At 34.5% G+C, this 22,222-nt stretch carries 18 protein-coding genes and 1 other annotated feature (1 of these 19 running past the window's edge); of the genes, 14 read left to right on the top strand and 4 right to left on the bottom strand.

Going from position 1 to position 22,222, the window contains the following annotated elements; translation table 11 throughout:
• Positions 1-153: 153 nt before the first annotated feature.
• Positions 154-2,571 carry a glycoside hydrolase family 68 protein gene (locus KBW87_RS06960; RefSeq protein ID WP_236695290.1) on the top strand — a complete coding sequence of 806 codons (2,418 nt, stop codon included), beginning with the start codon at positions 154-156 and terminating at the stop codon, positions 2,569-2,571.
• A gap of 492 nt (positions 2,572-3,063) precedes the next feature.
• On the opposite strand, the gene KBW87_RS06955 is transcribed toward KBW87_RS06960, so the two are convergent.
• The gene (locus KBW87_RS06955; RefSeq protein ID WP_057811600.1) at positions 3,064-3,684 is read right to left on the bottom strand and encodes a DUF3232 domain-containing protein; all 621 of its coding nucleotides are present in this window, start codon (positions 3,682-3,684) and stop codon (positions 3,064-3,066) included.
• 125 nt (positions 3,685-3,809) lie between these two features.
• On the opposite strand from KBW87_RS06955, the gene KBW87_RS06950 reads away from it, so the two are divergent.
• The 10 genes from KBW87_RS06950 to KBW87_RS06905 all read left to right on the top strand — a co-directional run bounded on the left by KBW87_RS06950 (position 3,810) and on the right by KBW87_RS06905 (position 14,728).
• Positions 3,810-4,745, top strand: coding sequence for a sunset domain-containing protein (locus KBW87_RS06950; RefSeq protein ID WP_057811602.1), 936 nt, complete (start codon positions 3,810-3,812; stop codon positions 4,743-4,745).
• A gap of 102 nt (positions 4,746-4,847) precedes the next feature.
• Entirely contained in the window at positions 4,848-5,729 is an 882-nt protein-coding gene (gene galU / locus KBW87_RS06945; RefSeq protein ID WP_057811605.1) for a UTP--glucose-1-phosphate uridylyltransferase GalU, read from the top strand.
• 197 nt (positions 5,730-5,926) lie between these two features.
• Positions 5,927-6,877: an Abi family protein gene (locus KBW87_RS06940; protein ID WP_057811608.1), complete on the top strand. Its 951-nt coding sequence runs from the start codon at positions 5,927-5,929 to the stop codon at positions 6,875-6,877.
• A gap of 271 nt (positions 6,878-7,148) precedes the next feature.
• Complete coding sequence (locus KBW87_RS06935) at positions 7,149-8,195, top strand: serine hydrolase domain-containing protein (protein ID WP_057811610.1); 1,047 nt, start codon at positions 7,149-7,151, stop codon at positions 8,193-8,195.
• Positions 8,196-8,332: 137 nt separating this feature from the next.
• Complete coding sequence (locus tag KBW87_RS06930; protein ID WP_057811612.1) at positions 8,333-9,070, top strand: peptidoglycan recognition protein family protein; 738 nt, start codon at positions 8,333-8,335, stop codon at positions 9,068-9,070.
• A gap of 120 nt (positions 9,071-9,190) precedes the next feature.
• Complete coding sequence (locus KBW87_RS06925; protein WP_057811614.1) at positions 9,191-11,356, top strand: nuclease-related domain-containing protein; 2,166 nt, start codon at positions 9,191-9,193, stop codon at positions 11,354-11,356.
• Between the two features lie 96 nt (positions 11,357-11,452).
• The gene (locus KBW87_RS06920; RefSeq protein WP_057811616.1) at positions 11,453-11,779 is read left to right on the top strand and encodes a sunset domain-containing protein; all 327 of its coding nucleotides are present in this window, start codon (positions 11,453-11,455) and stop codon (positions 11,777-11,779) included.
• Between the two features lie 18 nt (positions 11,780-11,797).
• On the top strand, positions 11,798-12,490 hold the full coding sequence (locus tag KBW87_RS06915; RefSeq protein WP_057811617.1) for a sunset domain-containing protein: 693 nt from the start codon (positions 11,798-11,800) through the stop codon (positions 12,488-12,490).
• Complete coding sequence (locus KBW87_RS06910) at positions 12,490-13,332, top strand: DNA/RNA non-specific endonuclease (protein WP_083478896.1); 843 nt, start codon at positions 12,490-12,492, stop codon at positions 13,330-13,332. The genes KBW87_RS06915 and KBW87_RS06910 overlap by 1 nt, the downstream gene beginning before the upstream one ends.
• Before the next feature lie 103 nt (positions 13,333-13,435).
• The gene (locus KBW87_RS06905; protein WP_057811619.1) at positions 13,436-14,728 is read left to right on the top strand and encodes a TcaA 3rd/4th domain-containing protein; all 1,293 of its coding nucleotides are present in this window, start codon (positions 13,436-13,438) and stop codon (positions 14,726-14,728) included.
• 6 nt (positions 14,729-14,734) lie between these two features.
• On the opposite strand, the gene KBW87_RS06900 is transcribed toward KBW87_RS06905, so the two are convergent.
• Positions 14,735-15,352, bottom strand: a complete 618-nt coding sequence (locus KBW87_RS06900) for a hypothetical protein (protein ID WP_057811621.1) — start codon at positions 15,350-15,352, stop codon at positions 14,735-14,737.
• Positions 15,353-15,493: 141 nt separating this feature from the next.
• Between KBW87_RS06900 and KBW87_RS06895 the strand changes: the two genes are divergently transcribed.
• Positions 15,494-16,240, top strand: a complete 747-nt coding sequence (locus KBW87_RS06895; RefSeq protein ID WP_057811623.1) for an ABC transporter ATP-binding protein — start codon at positions 15,494-15,496, stop codon at positions 16,238-16,240.
• 17 nt (positions 16,241-16,257) lie between these two features.
• The gene (locus KBW87_RS06890) at positions 16,258-18,102 is read left to right on the top strand and encodes an FtsX-like permease family protein (protein WP_057811625.1); all 1,845 of its coding nucleotides are present in this window, start codon (positions 16,258-16,260) and stop codon (positions 18,100-18,102) included.
• A gap of 27 nt (positions 18,103-18,129) precedes the next feature.
• Here KBW87_RS06890 and KBW87_RS06885 read toward each other — a convergent pair whose 3' ends face one another.
• Together KBW87_RS06885 and KBW87_RS06880 are read right to left on the bottom strand one after the other, a co-directional pair.
• A complete protein-coding gene (locus tag KBW87_RS06885) occupies positions 18,130-18,780 on the bottom strand; it encodes a histidine phosphatase family protein (RefSeq protein ID WP_057811627.1) in 651 nt (216 codons plus the stop codon).
• Positions 18,781-18,841: 61 nt separating this feature from the next.
• Complete coding sequence (locus tag KBW87_RS06880) at positions 18,842-19,537, bottom strand: matrixin family metalloprotease (protein WP_057811629.1); 696 nt, start codon at positions 19,535-19,537, stop codon at positions 18,842-18,844.
• Positions 19,538-19,692: 155 nt separating this feature from the next.
• Between KBW87_RS06880 and helD the strand changes: the two genes are divergently transcribed.
• Positions 19,693-21,990 carry an RNA polymerase recycling motor HelD gene (helD, locus tag KBW87_RS06875; RefSeq protein WP_057811630.1) on the top strand — a complete coding sequence of 766 codons (2,298 nt, stop codon included), beginning with the start codon at positions 19,693-19,695 and terminating at the stop codon, positions 21,988-21,990.
• A 40-nt stretch (positions 21,991-22,030) separates the two neighbouring features.
• Positions 22,031-22,222: a binding site (T-box leader), on the top strand; it runs 44 nt beyond the window's last position.

The following is a 22,222-nucleotide window of genomic DNA, read 5'->3' as shown; positions in this document are numbered from 1 at the left end:
CAGGACACGTTATTGTAGCGTGACCTGTTTTTTGTTTAAATGTTTGAACTATATTTGTAAATAAAATGACACCTTTATTACAATTTTATTACTATACATGGCTAATCGTTTTCATGTGATATAATAAGACGGATTTTCATAGGGAGGAATTACATGAGTATTAGTAAGAAAGATTCACTACTGACATTTATCTCAGCGGCAACTTTGCTTGGAATGTTTGCAACAACTAATCAAGCAGTTCACGCGGATACCATCAAAACACCACTTGTAGCAAAATCACAAAATGAAAATAAACAAACTGTTGCAGCTGGGCAAACTGCCAAGGATGATAAAGCTGCCACAACTACAAATCAACCTGAAAATGATCAGCCTAAAGCTGAAGCGACTAAAGATAAAGTAGAAACTACTAAAACAGCTGATAATAATCAAACAACTACTAAGAATACACAAACTCAAGCTAATAATACTGTAGCACCTACTACTCCTCAAACTACTAAGACTAATGATTCGAAGGATAGCAAAAAGACTACAGATAAAGATACTAAGAAGAATCAACAAGAAGTTCAACCAACTCAAACTACACCGGTAGAACAGGAGCCAACGGTTTTTGTTCCTCAATCTGAACTTCCAACTGATGACAGTACAACTGAAAAAGCAACAAAAACTGACTATCAATTAAGTGAAGAAGCATTAAAGGTTTTAAAAGAGGCTGAAATCAATGTAGATTCTTTGACTAAAGATCAAGTTGCTAAGATTAAGAAGATTAACTTTGATGACACCAAAGCTAACACCGCGGCTAAATGGACATATTCACAATATACGGGTGTTGCTAACAAGATGCTTAAGCAAGATGAACGCTATCGTATTCCATATTTCAACGCGAAGAAGATTAAAAATATGGGCGGCATTACAACCAAAGATGCTCAGACTGGTAAAGTCGCAGATCTTGAAATTTGGGATTCATGGCCAGTTCAAGATGCCAAGACTGGTAAAGTTGTTAACTACAAAGGTTTTCAATTAGCAGTTGCAATGATGGGAATTCCACAACAAGATGATTCTCATATTTATTTACTTTACAACAAGTATGGCGATAATAATTTTGATAATTGGAAGACGGCTGGGCCGATTTTTGGTTATAAAGGTACGCCACAAGCTCAAGAATGGTCTGGTTCAGCTACTGTAAATAAAGATGGTAGCATTCAATTATTCTACACTGATGTGGATACTCGCGAAGGAACAAATAATCAAAAGATTTCTACTGTTAACTTAGTTTTGAAGGTTGACAAAAAGAAGGGCACAGTTAAGATTGCTAAGCGTAGATATCGTCACGTTTTGTTCACAGGTGATGGATACTATTACCAAACTTACAAGCAATGGAAAGACAAGAACAAAGGTGCCGACAACATTGCTATGCGGGACGCTCACGTTATTTCAGTGAAGGGACGTCGCTACTTAGTATTCGAAGCTTCAACTGGTAGTCAAGATTACCAAGGTGAAGACCAAGTTTACAAATGGCAAAATTATGGTGGTACTGAAAAAGAAGCAATTGAAAACTTCTTAAAGATTACTTCAAATGCTGATATGACAAGTCGTGCTACTTGGGCTAACGCCGCCATTGGAATTATTCGTTTAAGTAAAAACGAAAACAATCCGAAAGTTGATAAAGTTATGCCTCCACTTGTAAGCAGCTTGATGGTTTCAGATGAGATCGAACGTGCTAACCTCATCCCTATGAATGGTAAATATTATTTATTCGCTACCACTCGTCTTAATCGTGGTACTGGTGATGACTTATGGCAAGCAGCTGATCAAAAGATCGGTGACAACGTTGCCATGCTTGGTTGGGTATCAGATCACTTGACTTATGGCTATAAGCCACTTAACGATGATGCCGGTGTATTAGTAGCAAGTGTTCCATTCAATTGGAGAACTTCAACATATTCCTATTACCCAGTTCCAGTTAAGGGCAGTAATGATGAATTGTTGGTAAATTCCTACATGACTAATCGTGGCTTTGCCGCTGGTGCAGGTAAGCGTTCAACCTTAGCACCTTCATTCTTGATTAAGGTTAATGGCGACAAGACTTACGTTGAAAATGTTGCCACTAATCAAGGTGTTTGGGATTACAATAAGAATTCTAAGAATAACTCCATGATAGTAAGCACTATTAAGGGTGCACATCTTGATGGTGAACCGATTGACAAGAGTCAATGGAATAATGTTTCTCTTGTTTCTCATATTGAAAAAACTAAGAAGATAAATAAGAATAAAGCTACCGCAAATACTAAAGCAAAGGTAAAGAAGGTAACTAATAAAAAATTTGCTAATAAGTCAATTCTTAAACTTACTGCTCCTGTAAAGATAACTGCTATACGCAGAACACCGGTTGTTGGTAAGGATGGCAAGCAAGTAAAGACTTACATGGGTAGCAAGAAGTACAATGTGATTGGCAAGAATATCACAGTTAATGGCTTAGGTACCCAAAAGATTAACGGTAAAACTTACTATATCTTACAAAATGGCTACTATGTACTTGCTAAAGACTTCAAGTTGGCAGGTACGTTAGTTTAAAATGGTCAGCATGTAATGGTCTTTTCTTAAAATAATGAAAAACTGAAACAGGACACGTTATTGTAGCGTGTCCTGTTTTGTTGGTAAAAAATAAATTTTCTATTAAATTGAAAGAACACGGTTAATTTATGAAGGCAAACAAAAAAGCTCTTGGCTATTTCAGCAGACAAGAGCAACAAAAAAATATCAAACACCTAAAAAATACGGCATAAATTACCTAAAGTAATCAGCTTTAGGATTTTAATACAGAAGTTATAACCTCCGCATGACAATTTTGGGATTTTTTGTTAGCGTCGGTGCGTCAGTGCTAGCAAGTCTTATTTCTCATTGGCTGATTAAGAAGCTAATGAAATAACATTTTATGGAAGGGTAGGCAATATATTATTGCTACCCTTTTCTTTATTATACCATACGTATGAAAGTACCTTCTAATGGTAAGTTTGGTATAAATAAAGAATGTTTGTAAATTGCCCCCTAATATATAACTATTAATTATTTCAAAATCTGACTATCATTATTAATCAACTCCCTAACACACAATTCCAAAATCGCATTTCCAATATCGCTGCGGGGTATTTCTTTGATTTGCGTAATGTTGGGGTTGTCCCAAGTAGCAAAAGGAGTCCCATCGACAATTAAACGATTAAGAATATTGATGTTGTCGATGCAAGCGTTATGGATGTTAGTACGGCGATTATCTAAGTTAGAGAAGAGTTGTTGATAATCTGCAGTACTTTTTTCGGTTTGCCAAGTAGCTTTTTTCTCATTGAATCTGAGAACTATTTGGCCGTATTGTTTGAAATTGTCTAGGGCATCTGTAACGATGGCGCTTATGTCTGGATCTGAATTATTTAAATAAGGCGTGAGTACTGACAGATTTAAGGTGACGGTTGTTCGCATTTTTCGGCGAAGAGCTTTTTTAATTTCGGTTTGTGCATCTTGATTGTAAGCAGCTACAATAGTTTTTAAATCCTCGCTTCTATCTTGTAATACGCCAGCTTCTTTTAGTAGTTGACCTACTTTTAGAATATCGTATTTAGGGGTAGTGCTCTTAGCAAGATCAAACATTAATTGATCTGCTTGTTCTAGTTTTTCAATATCTTTACTGATCATGGTTGATCCTTTCTTTTATCTAATTTATTATATGAAATTTTGAGAATATAAGATACTTTTCTACACAAATATAAGGTAAAATTGTTTTTTGTGAATGAAATAAAAAGTTTAGGAGAGTATTTTAGATGAAAAATAAGAATTTCCTAGGAATACTAGGCTTATTATTTAGTATTATGATGTTATTGACGGCTTGTGGTGAAGATGATTCAAGCACTAAAGCTCTGACACATCATACTCAAAATATTTACAATGTAAAAATATCCAAGGTTAAAAGTGATGATGGAGACTTTGTGGTAAGTGGGACAACTAAGGCTCCAGATGGAAGCAAGATTTTAGCCCAAGGAGAAACGGATAAAGATCAGAATAAGGCTGAGGCTGACGATGATGTAGACTATTGTAAAGTCAAAGATCATAAATTTACTGCTAGATTGACTGCTGATAATTTAACCGAAAAAGATATTAAGCAAGATTTGAAGATTAAGGTAAAGATCTGTGCAGTTAAAAAATATGACGTTGATTATGATGATTATAAGATCACTAAAAAGGTTAGAACCGCTTTAAAGAGTAAGGTTAAGACGACAGTTTTAACAGTTGATGATAAAATAGCTACCTATTATAAAAAAGACGATAGCTCATCAGATGACAATGACTCAAATGATTCTGATTCCTCAGATGAAGATAGCGATTCAGATTCGGATGAAGATGATTTAAGTGATGAAGATACAAATGACGATTCGGACTCTGAAGATGATGTCGATGATTCTGACGTGGATGATACGGATGACGACATTGACGATAGCGATCTAGACACTGATGATGAAGAGGAAGATGAACCAGAAGACGATGCAGACGAAGACAGTAGTGATGATCAGTCTGCTGATGCCAACTCTGATTCTGATAAAGTGTATACCGGTGATTCTTCACAAATTATTGGAGATGCTAGAACTAAAAAGTATCACATGCCAGGACAAGCTGGTTACTATATTGATAAGAAGAATGTAGTGATCTTCAACTCTGAAAAAGAAGCTCAAGCCCAAGGTTATATTAAGTCTAAGAGGTAGTATACATACCATCTTTAGCCTTTATGTAGAAAAAAGCACCTTCTCATTTTTAGCTTTTCTGCTACAATGAAAGGGAAATTATTTAAAAATGGGAGAAAAAATATGAAGGTTAGAAAAGCTGTTATTCCTGCAGCGGGTCTTGGAACCAGATTTTTGCCTGCAACCAAGGCGATGCCAAAGGAAATGTTACCAATTGTGGACAAGCCAACCATTCAATTTATTGTTGAAGAGGCTAAGAAGTCAGGAATCGAAGACATTTTGATCGTCACTGGTAAGAATAAACGTGCTATTGAAAATCATTTTGATTCAAATCCTGAATTGGAACAAGATTTGAAGGATACGGGTAAAGTTGAATTGCTTAAGTTGACTGAAGAAATTACGGACTTAGGTGTGAACTTGTACTACACTCGTCAACCACATCCAGCTGGTTTGGGGGATGCGATTTTCCGTGCGCGTAGTTTCGTGGGGGATGAACCATTCGTCGTTATGCTTGGCGATGATTTGATGCGTGATGAAGTGCCTCTAACTAAGCAGCTAATTAATGATTACAATCAAACTCATGCTCCAACTTTAGCCGTTATGAAGGTGCCACATGAGGAAGTTTCTAAATATGGTGTGATTTCCCCTGAAGGTAAAATCAACGATGATCTTTACAACGTTAAGTCATTTGTGGAAAAGCCACCAGTTGCTAAAGCTCCAAGTGATTTGGCAATTATTGGACGTTACTTGCTTACTCCAGAAATTTTCGATATTTTGGCAACACAAAAACCAGGTCGTGGTGGCGAAATTCAATTAACTGATGCCATCGACACTATGAACAAGACCCAACGCGTTTTTGCTCATGTGTTTAACGGTCAACGTTTCGATGTTGGTAACAAGGAAGGCTATCTTGAAACTTCCATTCAATACGGCTTGCGCCACCCTGAAACTAAGGATGCCTTGAAGAAGTACATCATTGACTTAAGTAAGAAATTACAAAAATAATTCGATAAAATCAGCACTTGAGGTGCTGATTTTTTAGGTGGGTAGAAGTAGAATCTGAGATCATTACCATTAATTTGTATGTTATGATTGACTTTAAATAAATAAATAATAAAATAGAGGTAAGAAAGAGTGGCGGTGGACTCTACGTGAGGCCGTTGCGGAAAAACACCTCTATTATTTTGTAGAGGTGTTTTTTTGTGAAAGAATTTAAAACAATTGATGAACAAATTATGCTTTTAAAAGCAAGAGGCCTGACTTTTAATAATATTGACCATGCAAAAAAGTACTTAAAGTCTAATAATTATTACAATATTATTAACGGTTATAGTAAATACTTTCAAGAAAGTCAGGATCAATTTATTTCAGGGACAACTTTTGATGAAGTGAGTCAACTCTATTTTTGTGATAAACAATTAAAGCAAGCCTTTTTTAATGCGATTATTAATGTAGAGCATCATTTAAAATCTATTTTTGCGTATAACTTTGCTCAAGAATTTGATGGTAAAAGATATGCTTGTTTAGATATCAATTCTTATAATCCGAATAAGGTGTTAACGGTTGGAAGGACTATTAGTGATTTAACTCGAGTAATTAATTTTTATAAGAATAAACCTAATACCCCTATTTATCATTATGTAAAAAAATATGACGATGTACCAATTTGGGTAATAGTAGAGTTTTTAGATTTTGGACAATTATGTTCTCTAATTAAGAATTCCAAAAGAACGGTTCAAAATAATATTTGTAAAGATCTTCTTGAGTTTATTACAGATAATATAGGACCCATTCAAGAACATTTTACTCCAGAAATTATGATGTCCTTTATTGAAAATATTCGTGAACTCAGAAATATTTGTGCTCATAATAATCGACTTTTGAAATTTAGATGTAGAGCAGATTCTAAATATTTTGCTAGCTTAGATAAACTTTCAGGAGTTAAAAATACAGATTCACGTAAGTATGCATATTCGGTTTTAATTAGTATGCAATGTTTTTTAAGTCCTACTGAGTATCGAATTTTAAGTAATACAATTAGAAAGAAATTGAATTTTTTAAGTAATCATTTAAGCTCAATTAAAATTGATGAAATTCTGTCAGCTATGGGATTTCCTAATGATTGGTTAGAAAATCCAAAATTTCGACAGTAGTAAGTTTGATCTAAATATGATCATCTAAATCTCTTGCTTTTCGCCTGTACGGGAGCCGATTAACTGTTAACAAAAATATAGAAATATTTGTCATAATTATTCATCAGAAAGTTAAATATGGATGTGAATATTATGACAGTTTTAAAACCTAAAGATGTCGCTGATCGACAGTTTGTTCTAAAAAAATAAAGGAGCCTGCGAAAGGCTCCTTTTTTGTGGGAGAAGATTGTATAATTACTACTATAAGGATTTTCACATATAGGGCATAACGATGAAGAAAAAACTACCACTTATTTTAATTTTGATCTACATTTTCTTTTGTGGTTACCTGTTTGTTTCAACTCATTTTTTAAAAAATATTACTGGAGCCACTCCTCAAGATCAGATTTCTTTAAAACAAAAGAAGCAAATCAAAAAAATGCTGAATAGCTTTGGTTTTAAGGGGAATGCAACTTTTTATAAAGATGGTAAGCGAATTTGGAATTACACCACTGAAGGGAATATTAATTCGGCTTACTTGATTAATTCGGTTCAAAAAGCATACACGGGCGCGATGGTCATGCAAGCGATTGATGAGGGAAAATTGAGCTTAGATGATAAAGTAGCGAAGTTTTATCCAAACGTACCTAATGCTGGCAATATTAGTATTTTAAATTTACTTGAAATGACTAGTGGCTTGTCGGAGCAGGGACCATTTGGCAATAATCCCTTCAAAAATGATGATGATAATGCTCAAAAGACGATTCAAGATATGCATTTTGATGAGCAAAATTTTAATAAATGGAACTATCAAGATGTAAATTATGTCCTGCTAAGTCATATTTTAGAAAAAGTAACAGGTTGCAGTTATGAAGATCTCTTTAATGAGATGTATGTGTATAAGCTCGGACTCAAGCACACAGATTTTCTTTGGGCCGATGCACAAAAGATTAAAGAAATTGAACTAATTCCTAGCAGTACTCAAGTTGATATGAATGAGATTCATGGCTTGCTAGGTGCTGGAAGTGTTGCAATGTCTAATGATGATATGTTTCTTTCAATGTTGGCACTTTTAAGCGGAAAAATATTGCCAATGCAAAGCATTCAAACAATTTATGACCCGGGAAATAATCAAGCGCAGTATCGGGGCGGCTTATATACTAAAGATGGTTATTACCAGGCAAATGGGGCCGGATATAATTATTCAAGCTTTATTCGAATCTCTAAAGATGGCAAGAATGCGGTGATTTTGCAAACGAATGTCAATCAGTATCAGGGATGTAACGATAATGCAACGGCAATCTACAATATGCTGTTTAATGAGAAGAAGGAGAACTAGATGGATTTGTGAATCAGATAAACATAACAGAGAGATTAATATTTGTTCATGAAAATAAAAAACTACTATACTCGTGGTTAAAAATGTGCGATTATGGTAGCTAGCAACTTACTGATATTTAGGAAGACTGTTTAGAGATGAGAGAACGTAGAGAAAATAGGCGGAGAAGCTTTAGTCTCATTTGGCTAGGGTTATTAGTGATTGTCATCTTTTGTGGCTTGTTTTTCCCCGAAATTCCTAACATTAATACATACATCAATTCAAATAACGAACATCATTTACTGATTACAAAAGTTAAGATTGCAGGAGATGCTCCAATTAAGTATCGACATAATCATCCTGAAGGGGTGGTAATCAGTCAAACGATTAAAAGAACTGACACCGTTCATGCTTATGTAAGTAAAGACGGTGTTATTCAAATGCATTTACCAAGTAAAAGTGCTACTGATTCTCATAGTAAAATCAATACCCGTTATATTCAAGTGGGGGTAGGAGAAGAAGATAATGCTCCTAATTTTGCTAAAAGTATGGATAATGCAGCAATTTATACGGCTAATTTGATGCATAAATATCACCTAAAGCCTGATGCAACTAGCTATAATAATCGTACTTTGTATTCTTTAAATGATTTAGTTCATAGTAAAAATAGTACTAATTTAGATGATTATTTTGGTCGCTTTGGTTATAGCAGTGTGCAATTTTATAATTTGGTGAGTCAATATTACTATAATAAGGCAATTATCCCACCATTTGGATTGCCAATCTTTGAACGGCTAATTATAGTGTTGAAGATTTTTGGGATAATTGGAGGATTTGTGCTGATTATAATCAGTATTTTTTTACCAAGTGCCTTTTGGAAAAGATGGTGGCAATAGCTTTCACGCAATTGTCATGATATTAATAATCAAGTACAATATTTTTAGTGTAGTAATTAGATCGATGAAAGATGTTTGAGTTGCAATTAAGCAGAACAAACCGGGGAAGTGAACAACACAGTGACTGTAAATAAAGATTTGGATCAACAGATTATCGCCGTTCAAAAAGAGATGAGTGGAGATAAAAAAATTGCCGAATCAGAAAAATACCAACAAATTAATGGAAAGATTTCTTCAATCTTGGATAATGAAATTAAAAAAATCCAAGCTAAGAGACCTAATTTTTGGGTACCATTAATTATTTTGCTGATTATTATGGGGATTATTTCTGCTGTTCTTCATTTTGGAAGAAGTAGATTTTGGCTGGTTTTAGTAATTAGTATTGCGATTTTAGCTGTAGAATATTTAGGCTATGATTTTTGGCGTAGAAGTCGTGTGGAAAAGAACTATAGCGAGCTTTTACAAATTCAAGGAAAAATCGAAAAGACTAAGGGAAACTTTAATCCTAAATATCTTGACTTAGAAAATAAGCGTGTCGATTTACTAGATAAAATTGATGAAATTTTTGATAAAGATGGGGATAATGAGCAAGCATATCACGTCTTAAGATCAAAATATGGTGACTTGCTCATTCGGGATATTTTTGATAAAAACGGTTTTCGTCATTATCAAATTGTCTACTCTCTTGATGGGAAAATTGAACAAGTACGGGAATTTTCTATCAGTAGAGCAGGTTATTTGTTGACCCTTTATGAAGATGGCAATATCAAAAAGCGCGAATTTCACGGTGAAAGTGGAACTGTCTTATCATTGAAAAAATATGATGATTTGTACAATGTGACCGACAAAATTGGTGTAATCAAAGATCAATATGTAAGGGATATTGCTGCTAAAGTTAAGGAAATTGATAAGATCAAGAAAAATACTCCTACTTGTACTTATAATTGGTTTGAATATAAGAAAATTTCAGATGATCAAGCAGCTGAATCTCTTAAGGAAGCTGAATACATTGGTCGAATGAAAGAAGGAAAAGAAGAAAATCCTGCTGAGCAACTTGATCATGACTTAACTGACAAGAATTTAGAGGGAATTAGCACTATAAATGAGCTTTACTCTGACTATGACGAAGAAGTAGAAAAACTTTATTCTAAAGTAGAAGCTTTAAAACAAAATAATTACAGTGTATATAAGTCACTGACTGATCTCAGTTGGTTTTTGAGACCGGTGGAGGTGTTTGCTGGAGAATCTAAAAAGAAGATTTGGAATCACCTTAGTGATATTTTGGCTTTAAATGCTGCTCAAGCTGAAGTTGTAAAGCAGTTGGAAAAATCAGATGATGTTTATATAATTAATAATTTGATTTTACCTCTTGGAGAAGGAGTTACTACTAAAATTGATCATCTTGCTATCACCCCAGCAGGAATTTTTATCATTGAAACTAAGGCTCGCAATATTGAAGATGGCAGAATTTATCGAGCTAAAAATGAACTTGACAAGGCAGCAATTAGAAAGCAAATCACTCTCCATAAAGACGCTATTTATAATCAATTAAAAATTGCAAGTCGGGGATTTTTTGCTTCAAATGCAGTTGAACAAATTTTAAATAAAGATGCTATCCGCAGCCTAATCGTGATTGTAAATCGTGATAATCCCCAAAAACAAGATTTCTTAATTGATAATCCTAATTTTTATCGAGAATATGATCGCAGTTTGATTATTAATCCTAGTGAAATTGGACATGTGATTCACCGTAATACATCTGGCATTAATTTGGATGCCGATGCTCGTAAGATGGTGGCTGCTGCACTTGAACCAAATGCTAGATTAGTAGATAGAGAACAATTGGGGTATGATTTCTTCCCATATCTTAATGATTTAAAGGGACAAGAATATAGTGGACAAATTTGGAATCAGTTGAAGGGGATTGCGGATCTTCAAAAGATTATTTCAGATTTAAGTGAATTAGTTGAAAAATTGATTGAATTTGAAAGAGAATATCAAACTTATGAATCTTTACATGCAATTTTACCTTATTTCACTGATCATATTCCTGATGAAGAAAAGCAACTCACTGGAAAAGTAAAGGATATAATAGATGAATTAAGCCAAGTCGTTCATCAACAAAATAATCTACTAGATAAGACTGAAAAAACTGTTGATGAAGCTGTAGTTGGATATAGTGACCGTATTAAAACTTTACAGCATATTGAAGAAACAAATCTTGATGCTGTAGTTCCAATTGCACTGGCTGTGGTGATCAGTACTTTAGTTGGCACAATGTTTTAAAGCTTGCAGATAATGCAAGCTTTATTTTTTTGCGTCAATTTTCCAAAGAAGTAGTAAACTAAAAAGGTAAAATCTACTATTTTGGAGGAATTATTGATGAAAATGAAGAAATTCATGCAAATTTTAGCCATTGGGCTTGCAATGTTAATGGGAGTAGAAACAGCTACAGAAGTGGCTAATATCAATCCCACAACGCATACTGTTCAAGCTGCTCGCCGCCGTTATAGAAGGAGAAGAAGACGCCGAGTTTTAGATCGGACAAAAATTTATACTTCTACTAGACCAGTAATTATTGGAAATCGTCGTTCCCATATTTATCATGTTTATCGCCAACATGCTTATCGGATGAATCGGGGAAATGCAGTTTATTTTAGAAGTGAAGCCGCAGCCCGCGCAGCGGGCTATCGTAAGTCTTATAGATAAATAGAATAGGATTTAATTATGAACTGGAAAAAAGTGGGTCAAGTCATTTTATGGATCCTATTTTGGTATTATTTACTGCCACACTATCTATTGAAAAAGTACGTTTTTAAAGGCAAAAATGGTGGTGTATGGTCAAGTATCTTAAGTGTGGTCATCGCCTTTTTCTTTTTGGTTTTTGCGATTGGAAGTCAAGCTAGTGATGAGGATGAGGCGGATAGTCATGCTTCACCTAAAGTTCACTATGTAGTGAAAAAGGTTGGAACTACTCGTTTGGCTGAAGCCAAAGCTAAAGAAAAGATTTTAAATAAAGAAAAATCTACTAAAGAAGCTGAATACGAGAAGTTAGAAAAAGAACTAAGTCGTGCTCAAGCAGCTAAAGAAAAACAAGAAGCTGAACAAAAGGCGCAACAAAAAGCCGCTGCCGCTAAGGAAAAGAAAGCACAAGCCGCAGCTAGAAGAGCTGCAAAAGAAGCACAAAAGCAAGCAGAGGAAGATTCTTCAACTTCTGATTCTCACTCTGAAACTCACCACAGTAATTCTCATGAAGGAGATTTATATACGGGTGAATCAGGAAAGATCATTGGTAATAGTCGTTCTCACATATATCATGTTCCAGGGCAAGCAGGTTACCATATGAATTCCGCAAATGCTGTTTACTTTGATTCTGAGCAAGATGCAATTAATCAGGGATATCGAAAGGCAATGAGATAATGAAAAAGAAAATTATTGGTCTACTTTCTGGTGTGCTTGTTGCAGTTTCTTTGGTTGGAGTTAGAAATTCCCAATTTGTTGCTTTTGCTAAAGATAAAATTGTCACCAAGTATCGTTATGATCGCAGTGATCAAAATAAAGCCGAAAAAATTGAAGAGAAAAATAGAGCTACTGAAAAGCAAATTGCTGTTTTAGATAAAAAGATTGCTAAATTACAAAAGCAACTAAAGAAATATAGTGGCGCTCACACAGTTGAATCAGTTAGTGCAGCTAAGTTGGCTAGTTTGAACTATTCTGGTAAAGACGTTATTACTGTTAACAATAATGAACCGAGTTTTAGTAAATCAGATTTAAGTACAAGCCAAGGAGCATGGCAGCGTTATGGCGAACTGGATAATGAAAATCGCGTTACTGCAGCCAATGCTCTTCTTAATCAGAAGTTGATGCCTAAAGCTCAGCGAGAACCACTACACGTTAATCCAACTGGTTGGCATAATAAACGGGTAGCTGGCGGATGGCTTTATAATCGTTGCCATTTGATCGGATATCAATTAACTGGGCAAAATAATAACTTGAAGAATTTAATGACAGGTACACGTCAACTTAATGATCCTGATATGTTGCGTTATGAGGATCAAGTTGCAAATTATTTGAAAGAAAGTCCGCATAATTATGTGCGCTATCGCGTAACTCCAATTTTTAGAGGCCAAGAACTTTTGGCCCGTGGAGTAGAGATGGAAGGGCAATCTACCAATTCAAATAGCGTTCATTTCAATGTTTATATCTTTAATGTGGCTGATGGTGTAAAACTAAATTACGCTGATGGTACGAGCCAAAGGTAGAAAAAAGCTTGCAGGGATGCAGGCTTTTTTGCTTATAAGTTGAAATTTTTGGAATAATTGTTAGGCTAAAGAAAAAGACAGACTTAGAGAAAAGGTAAATTGTATGAGTAACAAAAAAATTCTAAAAAACAAGAAGACCTTTTGGTCTAAAAAACATAAGATTTTGATTATTACTACACTCTCTATCATTATTCTTTTTGGTATCTTTTATGCCTGGGGAAGTTATTATTATGCTCGAAATCGCCAAATAGATAGGATCATTGACGGGATTTCTGATCCAAAAAAGGATTTATCAAGCTATGTCATGCCTACTAATCCTGATATTGATGTAAATGAGAGTAAATTGAAGCCACTCCAAAATTATTTTGCCGAAAATAAGAATGCCCTCAATAAATTAACCAGTAATTTACGAGAAGGAAAAGGTAGTAATGAAATTAGTTTAGTTGAATCCGGCACTCATTTTCTATTCTTCCCTAAGTACCAACTTCGGGTTCAAGTTTATCGTCCTCAAGTTGAAACCAATCATCCCAATTCTTATTTAGTAGTAGATGGGAATAATATGGGTACTCTGGAAGGTGGAGGTCAAAATTATTACCAAGATTTAGGCTTAGTATTTCCCGGGCGATACCATATTATTGTAAATACAAAAGTTGCTGGGCGTAAGTTACAGGCAAATTCAGTAGTTAATATTTGGTCTAGTAAGAATATTAATATGAATATTCGAACTGCGACTTTTCAGGTAAGAAGTGTTCCTAATGGAGAAATTTATATTAATGATCATAAAGTTGCAAAGTTAAGCAAGACAGGACAGTATATGTTTAAAAACTATCCAATTGCAAAAAATATGGAACTTTATGTTAAAACTGAATACAAGGGGAAGACTATAAAATCTGAAAAAGTAACGGATTTTCCCCAAGCAATTAGCCAAGAATTCGCTAATAGTGAAGATGGAATTAGTGATTATGATAATGTTTCTCAATATGTTGGTAATCAAAATAAGGATGTTTATCAAGATGCCGAAGGGGATTATATTGTTAATCCGATTTGGCCAGGATTAATTTCTGATAAAACAGCCGCTCAAATTTTAGCTAATAATTTTTTGAAGGCTGATCCTAAGCAATTTACTAAAGGGAAAGAAAATAAATCTTATAAAGAGCTTCATAAAGAAATAAAAAAGACTGTTAAAAAAGTTGATGCTAAAAAAATGGTAGATAAAGTTAAGATTAAGTCAATTTTGCCAATAGGGAAGGATCGCAGTTTAGTTAAGTTTGAGGCTTATTATAGCTTTAAGAAAGATAAGAAAAAGCATCGAATAGAGTCTAAATTCACGACGGCTATTTTTAAGAATATCAATAATCAGCAAACAATTGAGAAGTTAGAAAAAAGACCTGAATAGGTCTTTTTATTTTTTAAGAAATTTTCGTAAGCGAGTTGAAAATTTGCTCTTTTTCTTTTGTTTTAAGTATTGCTTGGCAAGCTTAACTTCTGGGTTTTTGGATTTACTAGTAATGGTCTTTTTTATGGGATGTTTGATAGTTCTTTTCTTGAAAGAATCATGGGCGTGAGTAGCCGCATCCATCGCAATATCAGGTCGCATGTAGTACAATTTTTGCTCTTTATAGGTATTTAATAAAAAGACAAAAATATCATTAATGTCGCAAATGCAGCGCCAAGCTTGGCCTTTTGAAATGGAATAATCTTCATCGTGAACCGCATCATTACCAAACTTGCGCACTTCATTAAACAAATTAATGATGCTAGTTGGATAATGAAGTTCTGATTGTAAATAAAAGGTGTCGCTTCTCAAAGTTCGACGATTACCGTTATGAACCGGATAATAACGATCTAAATTTTCAATAATAAAAATTTTTTTGACGATAGATTCCAGTAGAAGACGACTGTTAATCATTACATCTCGATAATCTTCAATCTCATATAGTTTCAAAATTTTATTTGCAGTTTTGTACTGATTGCTAAAGAGTGAACTACTTTTTAAAAAAGCAAAATTTAGTTGTGCCATGGCTTATTTCCTCATTTCTGTTTCTTATCCTAGCGAAATTTTGCTGTTTATGCAAAAAAAGTAATTGACATCTCTTTAAAATCATATTAGTGTATTATATAAATAATACAGTAAAACAAAAGAATGAAAAAGGTGACTATCATGAACGCAATACTTAAAGTAAATCAACTTACTAAAACTTATGGTAAAAAAGGCGAAAAACAATACCAGGCTTTGAAAGGCATCAACTTCGAATTGAATCGTGGTGAGTTTGTGGGAATCATGGGGGCTTCCGGTTCTGGTAAAACTACCTTACTAAATATTTTATCCACTCTTGATAAGCCAACTTCAGGTAATGTTGTAATTAATGGAAAGGACATTACAACGCTAAAGAAGAATCAAATGGCTGATTTTCGTGGTAAAGAAATTGGATTTATCTTCCAAGATTTCAATTTGCTTGATAATTTAACTAATCGTGAAAATATCGCACTGCCACTATCTCTTCAAAATGTTAAAGCGCGGGAAATTAACAACCAAGTTGAATCAATTGCTTCAAGACTTAACATTGCCCAAATCTTAGATAAATATCCTGCTGAAGTTTCCGGTGGTCAAAAGCAACGTGTTGCCTCAGCCAGGGCTTTAGTGCATAATCCATCTATTCTATTTGGGGATGAGCCAACTGGAGCACTTGATTCTAAGTCTGCTACTGAACTCTTGAATACCATGGATGATTTGAATAAAAATGATCAAGTTTCAATTTTAATGGTAACTCACGATCCTTATTCTGCTTCATACGCTCAAAGAATTTTATTCATTAAAGACGGAAAAATCGGTAAAGAACTAAAGAAGGACGACAAGAGTCGAGAAGAATTTTATCAAGAAATTATTGCTGAATTAGGTAGACGTTAATAGAAAGGAAATCGACCATGCTTTGGAAATTATCATTAACTGGAATTAAGAGTCGCTTCAAAGACTACTTGATTCTGTTTTCAGGATTGACCTTTGCAAGTGCAATCTTTTACATGTTTATGTCGATTGCCACCAATTCAACTTTTTTGAAAGGTGCTTTGGTAATTGCTTTTAAAACTACTCAATTTGTCTTTGGCTTTGGAATTGCCCTTCTAGCGATTATTACTTTTGTCTACATTGTATATGCCAATAGTTTTTTACTCAGTATGAGGCAAAAAGATTATGGAATGTACATGATGCTTGGAGCAAGAACTGGTAAAATAGGGACTTTAATCTTTTTAGAAACCCTGATTGTTGGATTTTTAGCTACTATTTTGGGTGTTCTAATTGGAGTAGGTTTAACTCAAGTAGTTTCACAACTATTGATTAATCAATTGGGTTTACAAATCCATAAATTCGTTGGTTTTTACTTGCCGGCCTTTATTTGGACGATTATTTTCTTTGCTGCATTATTCCTGTTAGCGGCTCTTTGGAATCGTCACAAATTAGTTAAATCAAATGTAATTAACTTACTTCATGAAGACCAAAAGCCAGTGAAGCTTCGCTATAATAAAGTTTGGAAATTTATTGAAGCTGTTTTGGGTATTGGACTCTTAGGAATTGGTTACTGGGCTATGACCAAATATCAAGTCTTATTGACTAATTCAATTACAATTGGCTTCTTCACAATTACGATTGGGTCATACTTTGTCTTTGATTCTTTATTTACAACAATTATTAACATTCTTAGAAATAATACAAAATTTGAATACAAGAAGCTTCATTCATTTACTCTAGGCCAACTTAAGTTTAGATTAACTGACTATACTCGAATTTTATCAGTTGTTTCTCTTCTTTTTGCTTTAGCACTTGGGGCTATTACCGTAGGACTAAACTTCAATAATATGGCCGATCAAGCCTTAGAATCTTCATACTATGACGTAGTTTTATATAAAAAGACCCCGCAAGTTGAACATGATTTAAAAAAGATTTCAGTAAAATCAACCAAAACCTTCAATTATAAGCTTATAGAAGATAAGAAAGCTAAGAATCCGCAAACTATTTATGTTTCAAAAGATGAAATTGCAAAGAAGAACTTAAAATATCAGAATTTTTATGTAAATAAAAAAGGTCAACAAGCTTATTCAACAAAGACTATTAATGTTAAAGAGTTACAAAAAGGATCTTCAGCTCGAACTGAAATGATGAAATACCAATTAACTCAATTGACACCTTATCCAGGTGCTGGAGTTAAAATTGTTTCTCAAAAACAATATGATCAGTTGAGAAGCGAAAATAAGAGTGTTGAACTATTGATGGTGAATAACTTTAGACAGAACTTTGCTAATATTGAAAAATTACAAAAGGCAGCTGTCACTGGTTCACTTAATGATGATAATCCAGTATTAAATTCAACTAAGGCGATGAATTACCGCTTTGTATCTAGCATGGCCTCTGGATTTGAATTTATGGGCTTTTTCTTAGGACTTGCATTCTTGGCAATGCTTGCTTCAACTTTAATGTTTAAAGTTTTGTCTGGAGCAAACAGCGACAAGCCAAGATACAAGATGCTTTGGAAGATTGGAACTCGTCAATCACTTTTAAAAGCTTCAATCGCCAAAGAAATCGGTGTATTGTTTGCTTTGCCAGCAGTACTTGGAATTATCGATGTTTTGTTTGGACTTCAGTTCTTTAAATCACTGCTTAAAAATCCGTATGATAAAATTTGGATTCCATTTACTATTTTCTTAGTTCTTTACTTAATTTACTATTTGATCACAGTAAAACTGTATGAAGGAATCGTCCTAAAAGATAATAAATAAAAAGTGCCTCTTACTGGGGCACTTTTTTTAAAGGGTCATTTTATTATAAGCGGTAATCTTCATTTCACCCTTGTCGTTCATATCCATGATAGTAATTGAGGCATTTTGTGGGCCATTGCTGATATCGATGCCGTTGCCATAATGATCGACAATACTGCGAATGGTGAAGCCGTGAGTAACAAGCAAAATGTTTTCAGCACCATCAAGTTCGCTAATCATCCTAAAGCCTTGGTTTACACGTTCCCAATATTCTTGAGCATTTTCAGCTTCATGATATGGGTCGGCTTCTTTGATCCAATCTTTAATGGTGTCAATTCGCTCCTTGCGCAATAATTCATGACGATCGTCGTATCCATGAGGGCCTCCAATCATTCTCCAGGCCATTTCAGAATCCATCCCTTCGAAATAACCATAAAATTGTTCACGGAAGAATGGACTAGCGATGTGTTGAAGCTCATCTTTATTTACATTATGCTTCATGATGATTTCGCAGGTATCACTCGCGCGCTTTAAATCGCTTGATAAAGCAATGTCAAAGGGGATGTCTTTTAAATGTTCACCTGCTTCATCAGCTCCTTGAACTCCTAAAGTAGTGAGCGGCGTATCACACCAACCTTGCATTTTATTGTAACGGTTGATAAATGTTTGACCGTGACGAACGATGTAAATTCTCTTCATAATTTTTCTCCTAATAAAAATAGCTACTTCCATTGTAGTGAAAGTAGCTAAAGAAGGGAAATTATTTTTCTTTATATAATTTTTGCACTGCCTTAATATCACCTGGTTGAATGGTGTATACAGAGCCCTTCGGATACATGACTGACACACCGTTATTATGGTCAAGACCGATAGCATGTCCTAATTCATGTTCGGCGGTATTGATAATTCGATTTTGGCTGTAACCATACCATCTATTTTGTAAATAGTAACGGTTAAGGTTAACTTTTGCTCTTAATAAGTGGCCAGTTACAGGATTATAAGTGGTGGAAGTTTCACCAGCAGCACTGGTATCGCTGTCATCAACTACGCCAATAATAATTTGAGCGTCGCTTTTATTATCAGTTTGCACAAAATTAAAGGCCCCCGTTCTATTCCAGGCATTCATGGCATCGATGGATGCCGACCGCAAAACTGGATTATTTTGAATATTTAAATAAACTTTCGCAGTCGCGCTAGGCCAGCGGCGGTTAGATGTTTTAGTAACTGTTTCACGGCTACTGGATTGAGTTTTATTTGGATTTTGTGTGTGAGTGTCGCTAGTTTGCGGAAGCTGAAGATTCCCAGTAGTAATAAATTGACCAATTTTTTGTTTTAAAACAGCGACTGAGTCATTAGTTGCTGTGTGTATATCAGGATTATTTTGATAACTCCAAACCCCAAAGGCAAGGAGTGTTAGAAGCAGTAAATTTTTTATAAAACGAAAAAAGCTTCTCATATAGCATCAACTCCAATGTTACAGATTATAAGTAAAAAAGGTAAATTTTTCATGAACTTTTACTTACATTTATTTAGCGAAAGCATCAAATTCTCGAAATAAGTTGACTTCGTGATAAAATAGAATGTAAGTTTTCTATAGAAATAGGTGACTAAATGACTAAAGAAATTAGTGAAAAACAACGTGAACAACAGCATCTTGATCACGTTTTGGACTTAATTAATGATAAAGAAAAGGAATTAAAGAGCTCTATTAAGTCTGCAGAAGGTGAAGCTCGAGATATTAATTCACATTTTTTTGATGATGTAAAACTTGATTATGATGGATATTCGACCTCCATGGAAACTGCGCTTTCCATTCATCAACAACAGCAGCTTTTAAGCGAACGTGAACATGCTTGGCAACATTCGGCTAAACAACTTGATACTATTGAACGCTTAAAAAAGAAGCCTTATTTTGCGCGGGTTGATTTTAAGGAAAGTAACGAGAAAAAAGCAGAAACTATCTATATTGGGCTAGGATCTTTTGCGGATCGCGATGACCATTTTTTGATTTATGATTGGCGTGCGCCTATTTCGTCCATTTATTATGATGGCAAATTGGGTGAAGTGTCTTATAACTCACCTGAAGGTGAAATTACCGTCGATATGACTAAAAAACGCCAATTTATGATTAAGGATGGCAAAATTGAAAGCATGTTTGATACTAATGAATCAATTGGCGATCAAATGCTTTTAGAGGTTTTATCGGAAAAGTCTAGCACCCAAATGAAGTCGATTGTAACGACGATCCAACAAGAACAAAATAAGATTATTCGTAATACAAGTGCGGATTTATTATTTGTTCAAGGGGCAGCTGGTTCAGGTAAAACTAGTGCCATTTTGCAACGAATTGCTTATTTGCTTTATCGTTATCGTGGGAATTTGACCTCTAGTGACGTGATTATGTTTAGTCCTAATCAGCTGTTCAATGACTATATAAAGAATGTTCTTCCTGAAATGGGTGAACAAAATATGGTGCAAATGACTTATTGGCAGTTTGTTTCACGACGTTTGCCTGGAATGGAAGTCGAAAGTCTATTTAAACAGTTTGAAGATCAGAATTCTGACACTAATATTAGTGCATTTAAAGACTCTGTCAACTTTTTTAACTTAGTAACGCGTTATGCTAAGCATCTTAATAAACGTGGAATGATCTTTAAGAATATTTATTTCCGTGATAAGAAAAAGCCATATTTTGATAAAGAAAAGATCAAAGAAATCTACTATTCTTTCAATGAAAACTACAAATTAGCCAATAGAATTGATGCAACGCGTGAAGAATTAATTAAGATGCTCAATCGTAAAATTGCTCCTGAAGTTAAGAAGAATTGGGTAATGCAGACAATTGAAGGTTTAAGTCGAGATGAATTAAATGAATTGTATGATCGTCCCGATCAAGAATTCAATTCCGAAAAAGAAGAAGAAAAGTTCTTAGGCCGAAAGATTGTTGTTAAGGCCCTCAAGCCTGTTTCAAATAAAATTAATCATAATCAATTTATTAACATGCGCGCTCAATACTTAAGCTTTTTGCGTGCAGTTCCAAAGATGACAGACCTTTCTAAGTGGAATATTTCTGAAGAAGATTGGCAAAAGCATATTGAAGAAGTTAAGGAAAACTTCAAGAAACATCATATTTATATGAATGATGTTTCTGCTTATCTTTACTTGTATGACTTGATTACTGGTCGTAGAACTGATTATGAAATGCGCTATGCTTTCATTGATGAAATTCAAGACTACACCCCATTTCAACTTGCTTATTTAAAGTATAATTTCCCACGTGCTAAATTCACGATGCTGGGTGATTTGAATCAGGCGATCTTTACTAAAGATGAAAGTCGTAGTTTGTTAAAGCAAATTTCTGGTTTATTTGATCCTAAGAAAACTGATGTGGTTCAGCTTACTAAGTCATATCGGTCAACTAAGGAGATTACCGATTTTACTAAACAGATTTTACGACAAGGTGAAAAGATTGAAGCCTTTAATCGTCGTGGCCCCAAGCCTGCATTATGGGGAAGAAGCAATGAACAAGAAGCAATTGAAGCTTTAGTTAAGATTTTAGACAAAAATAATAAAAGTCAACGCACCACAGCTGTAATTACGAAAGATTTAGCCAGTGCTAAGCAAGTGGCTGAACAGCTCAAGCAAAAAGGTGAAAAGGCTACTTTGATTGCTACTGCTAATCAGCGACTCGTCCCAGGAACCTTAGTGGTGCCATCCTACTTGGCTAAAGGACTAGAATTTGATGCGGTTGTAATGTGGGATGCATCAAAAGAAAATTATCATAAACTTGATGAAACCCAGCTAGTTTATACCATTACCTCCCGTGCGATGTATGAACTTGACATTATTTATATTGGAGAAAAAAGCCCTCTTTTAGATGTTGATTCTGACACTTATGTTGAAAAATAATGTTGACAAAAAAATTAACATCGGTTAACATTTTAGAAAATAAAAGACGTAGAGCAGAATAAGTAATTTAGATGACGCTGATAGAGAATCTTTGATGGTGGAAATAAGATAGCAATTTAAATGAAAACACATCTGTGAGTTGGTTTCTTGAAACTCAGTAGAGAGATCCGGGATTTAGCCCGTTACAGCTGAAGGTTTATTAGTAAACTTATTAAGGCAATTAATGTGAGTT

The sequence above is a fragment of the Lactobacillus intestinalis genome, assembly GCF_024397795.1.
In the GTDB taxonomy this organism is placed as follows: domain Bacteria; phylum Bacillota; class Bacilli; order Lactobacillales; family Lactobacillaceae; genus Lactobacillus; species Lactobacillus intestinalis.
Note: the sequence above shows the minus strand (reverse complement) of the source record. Positions and strands in the feature narration are given on the sequence as shown.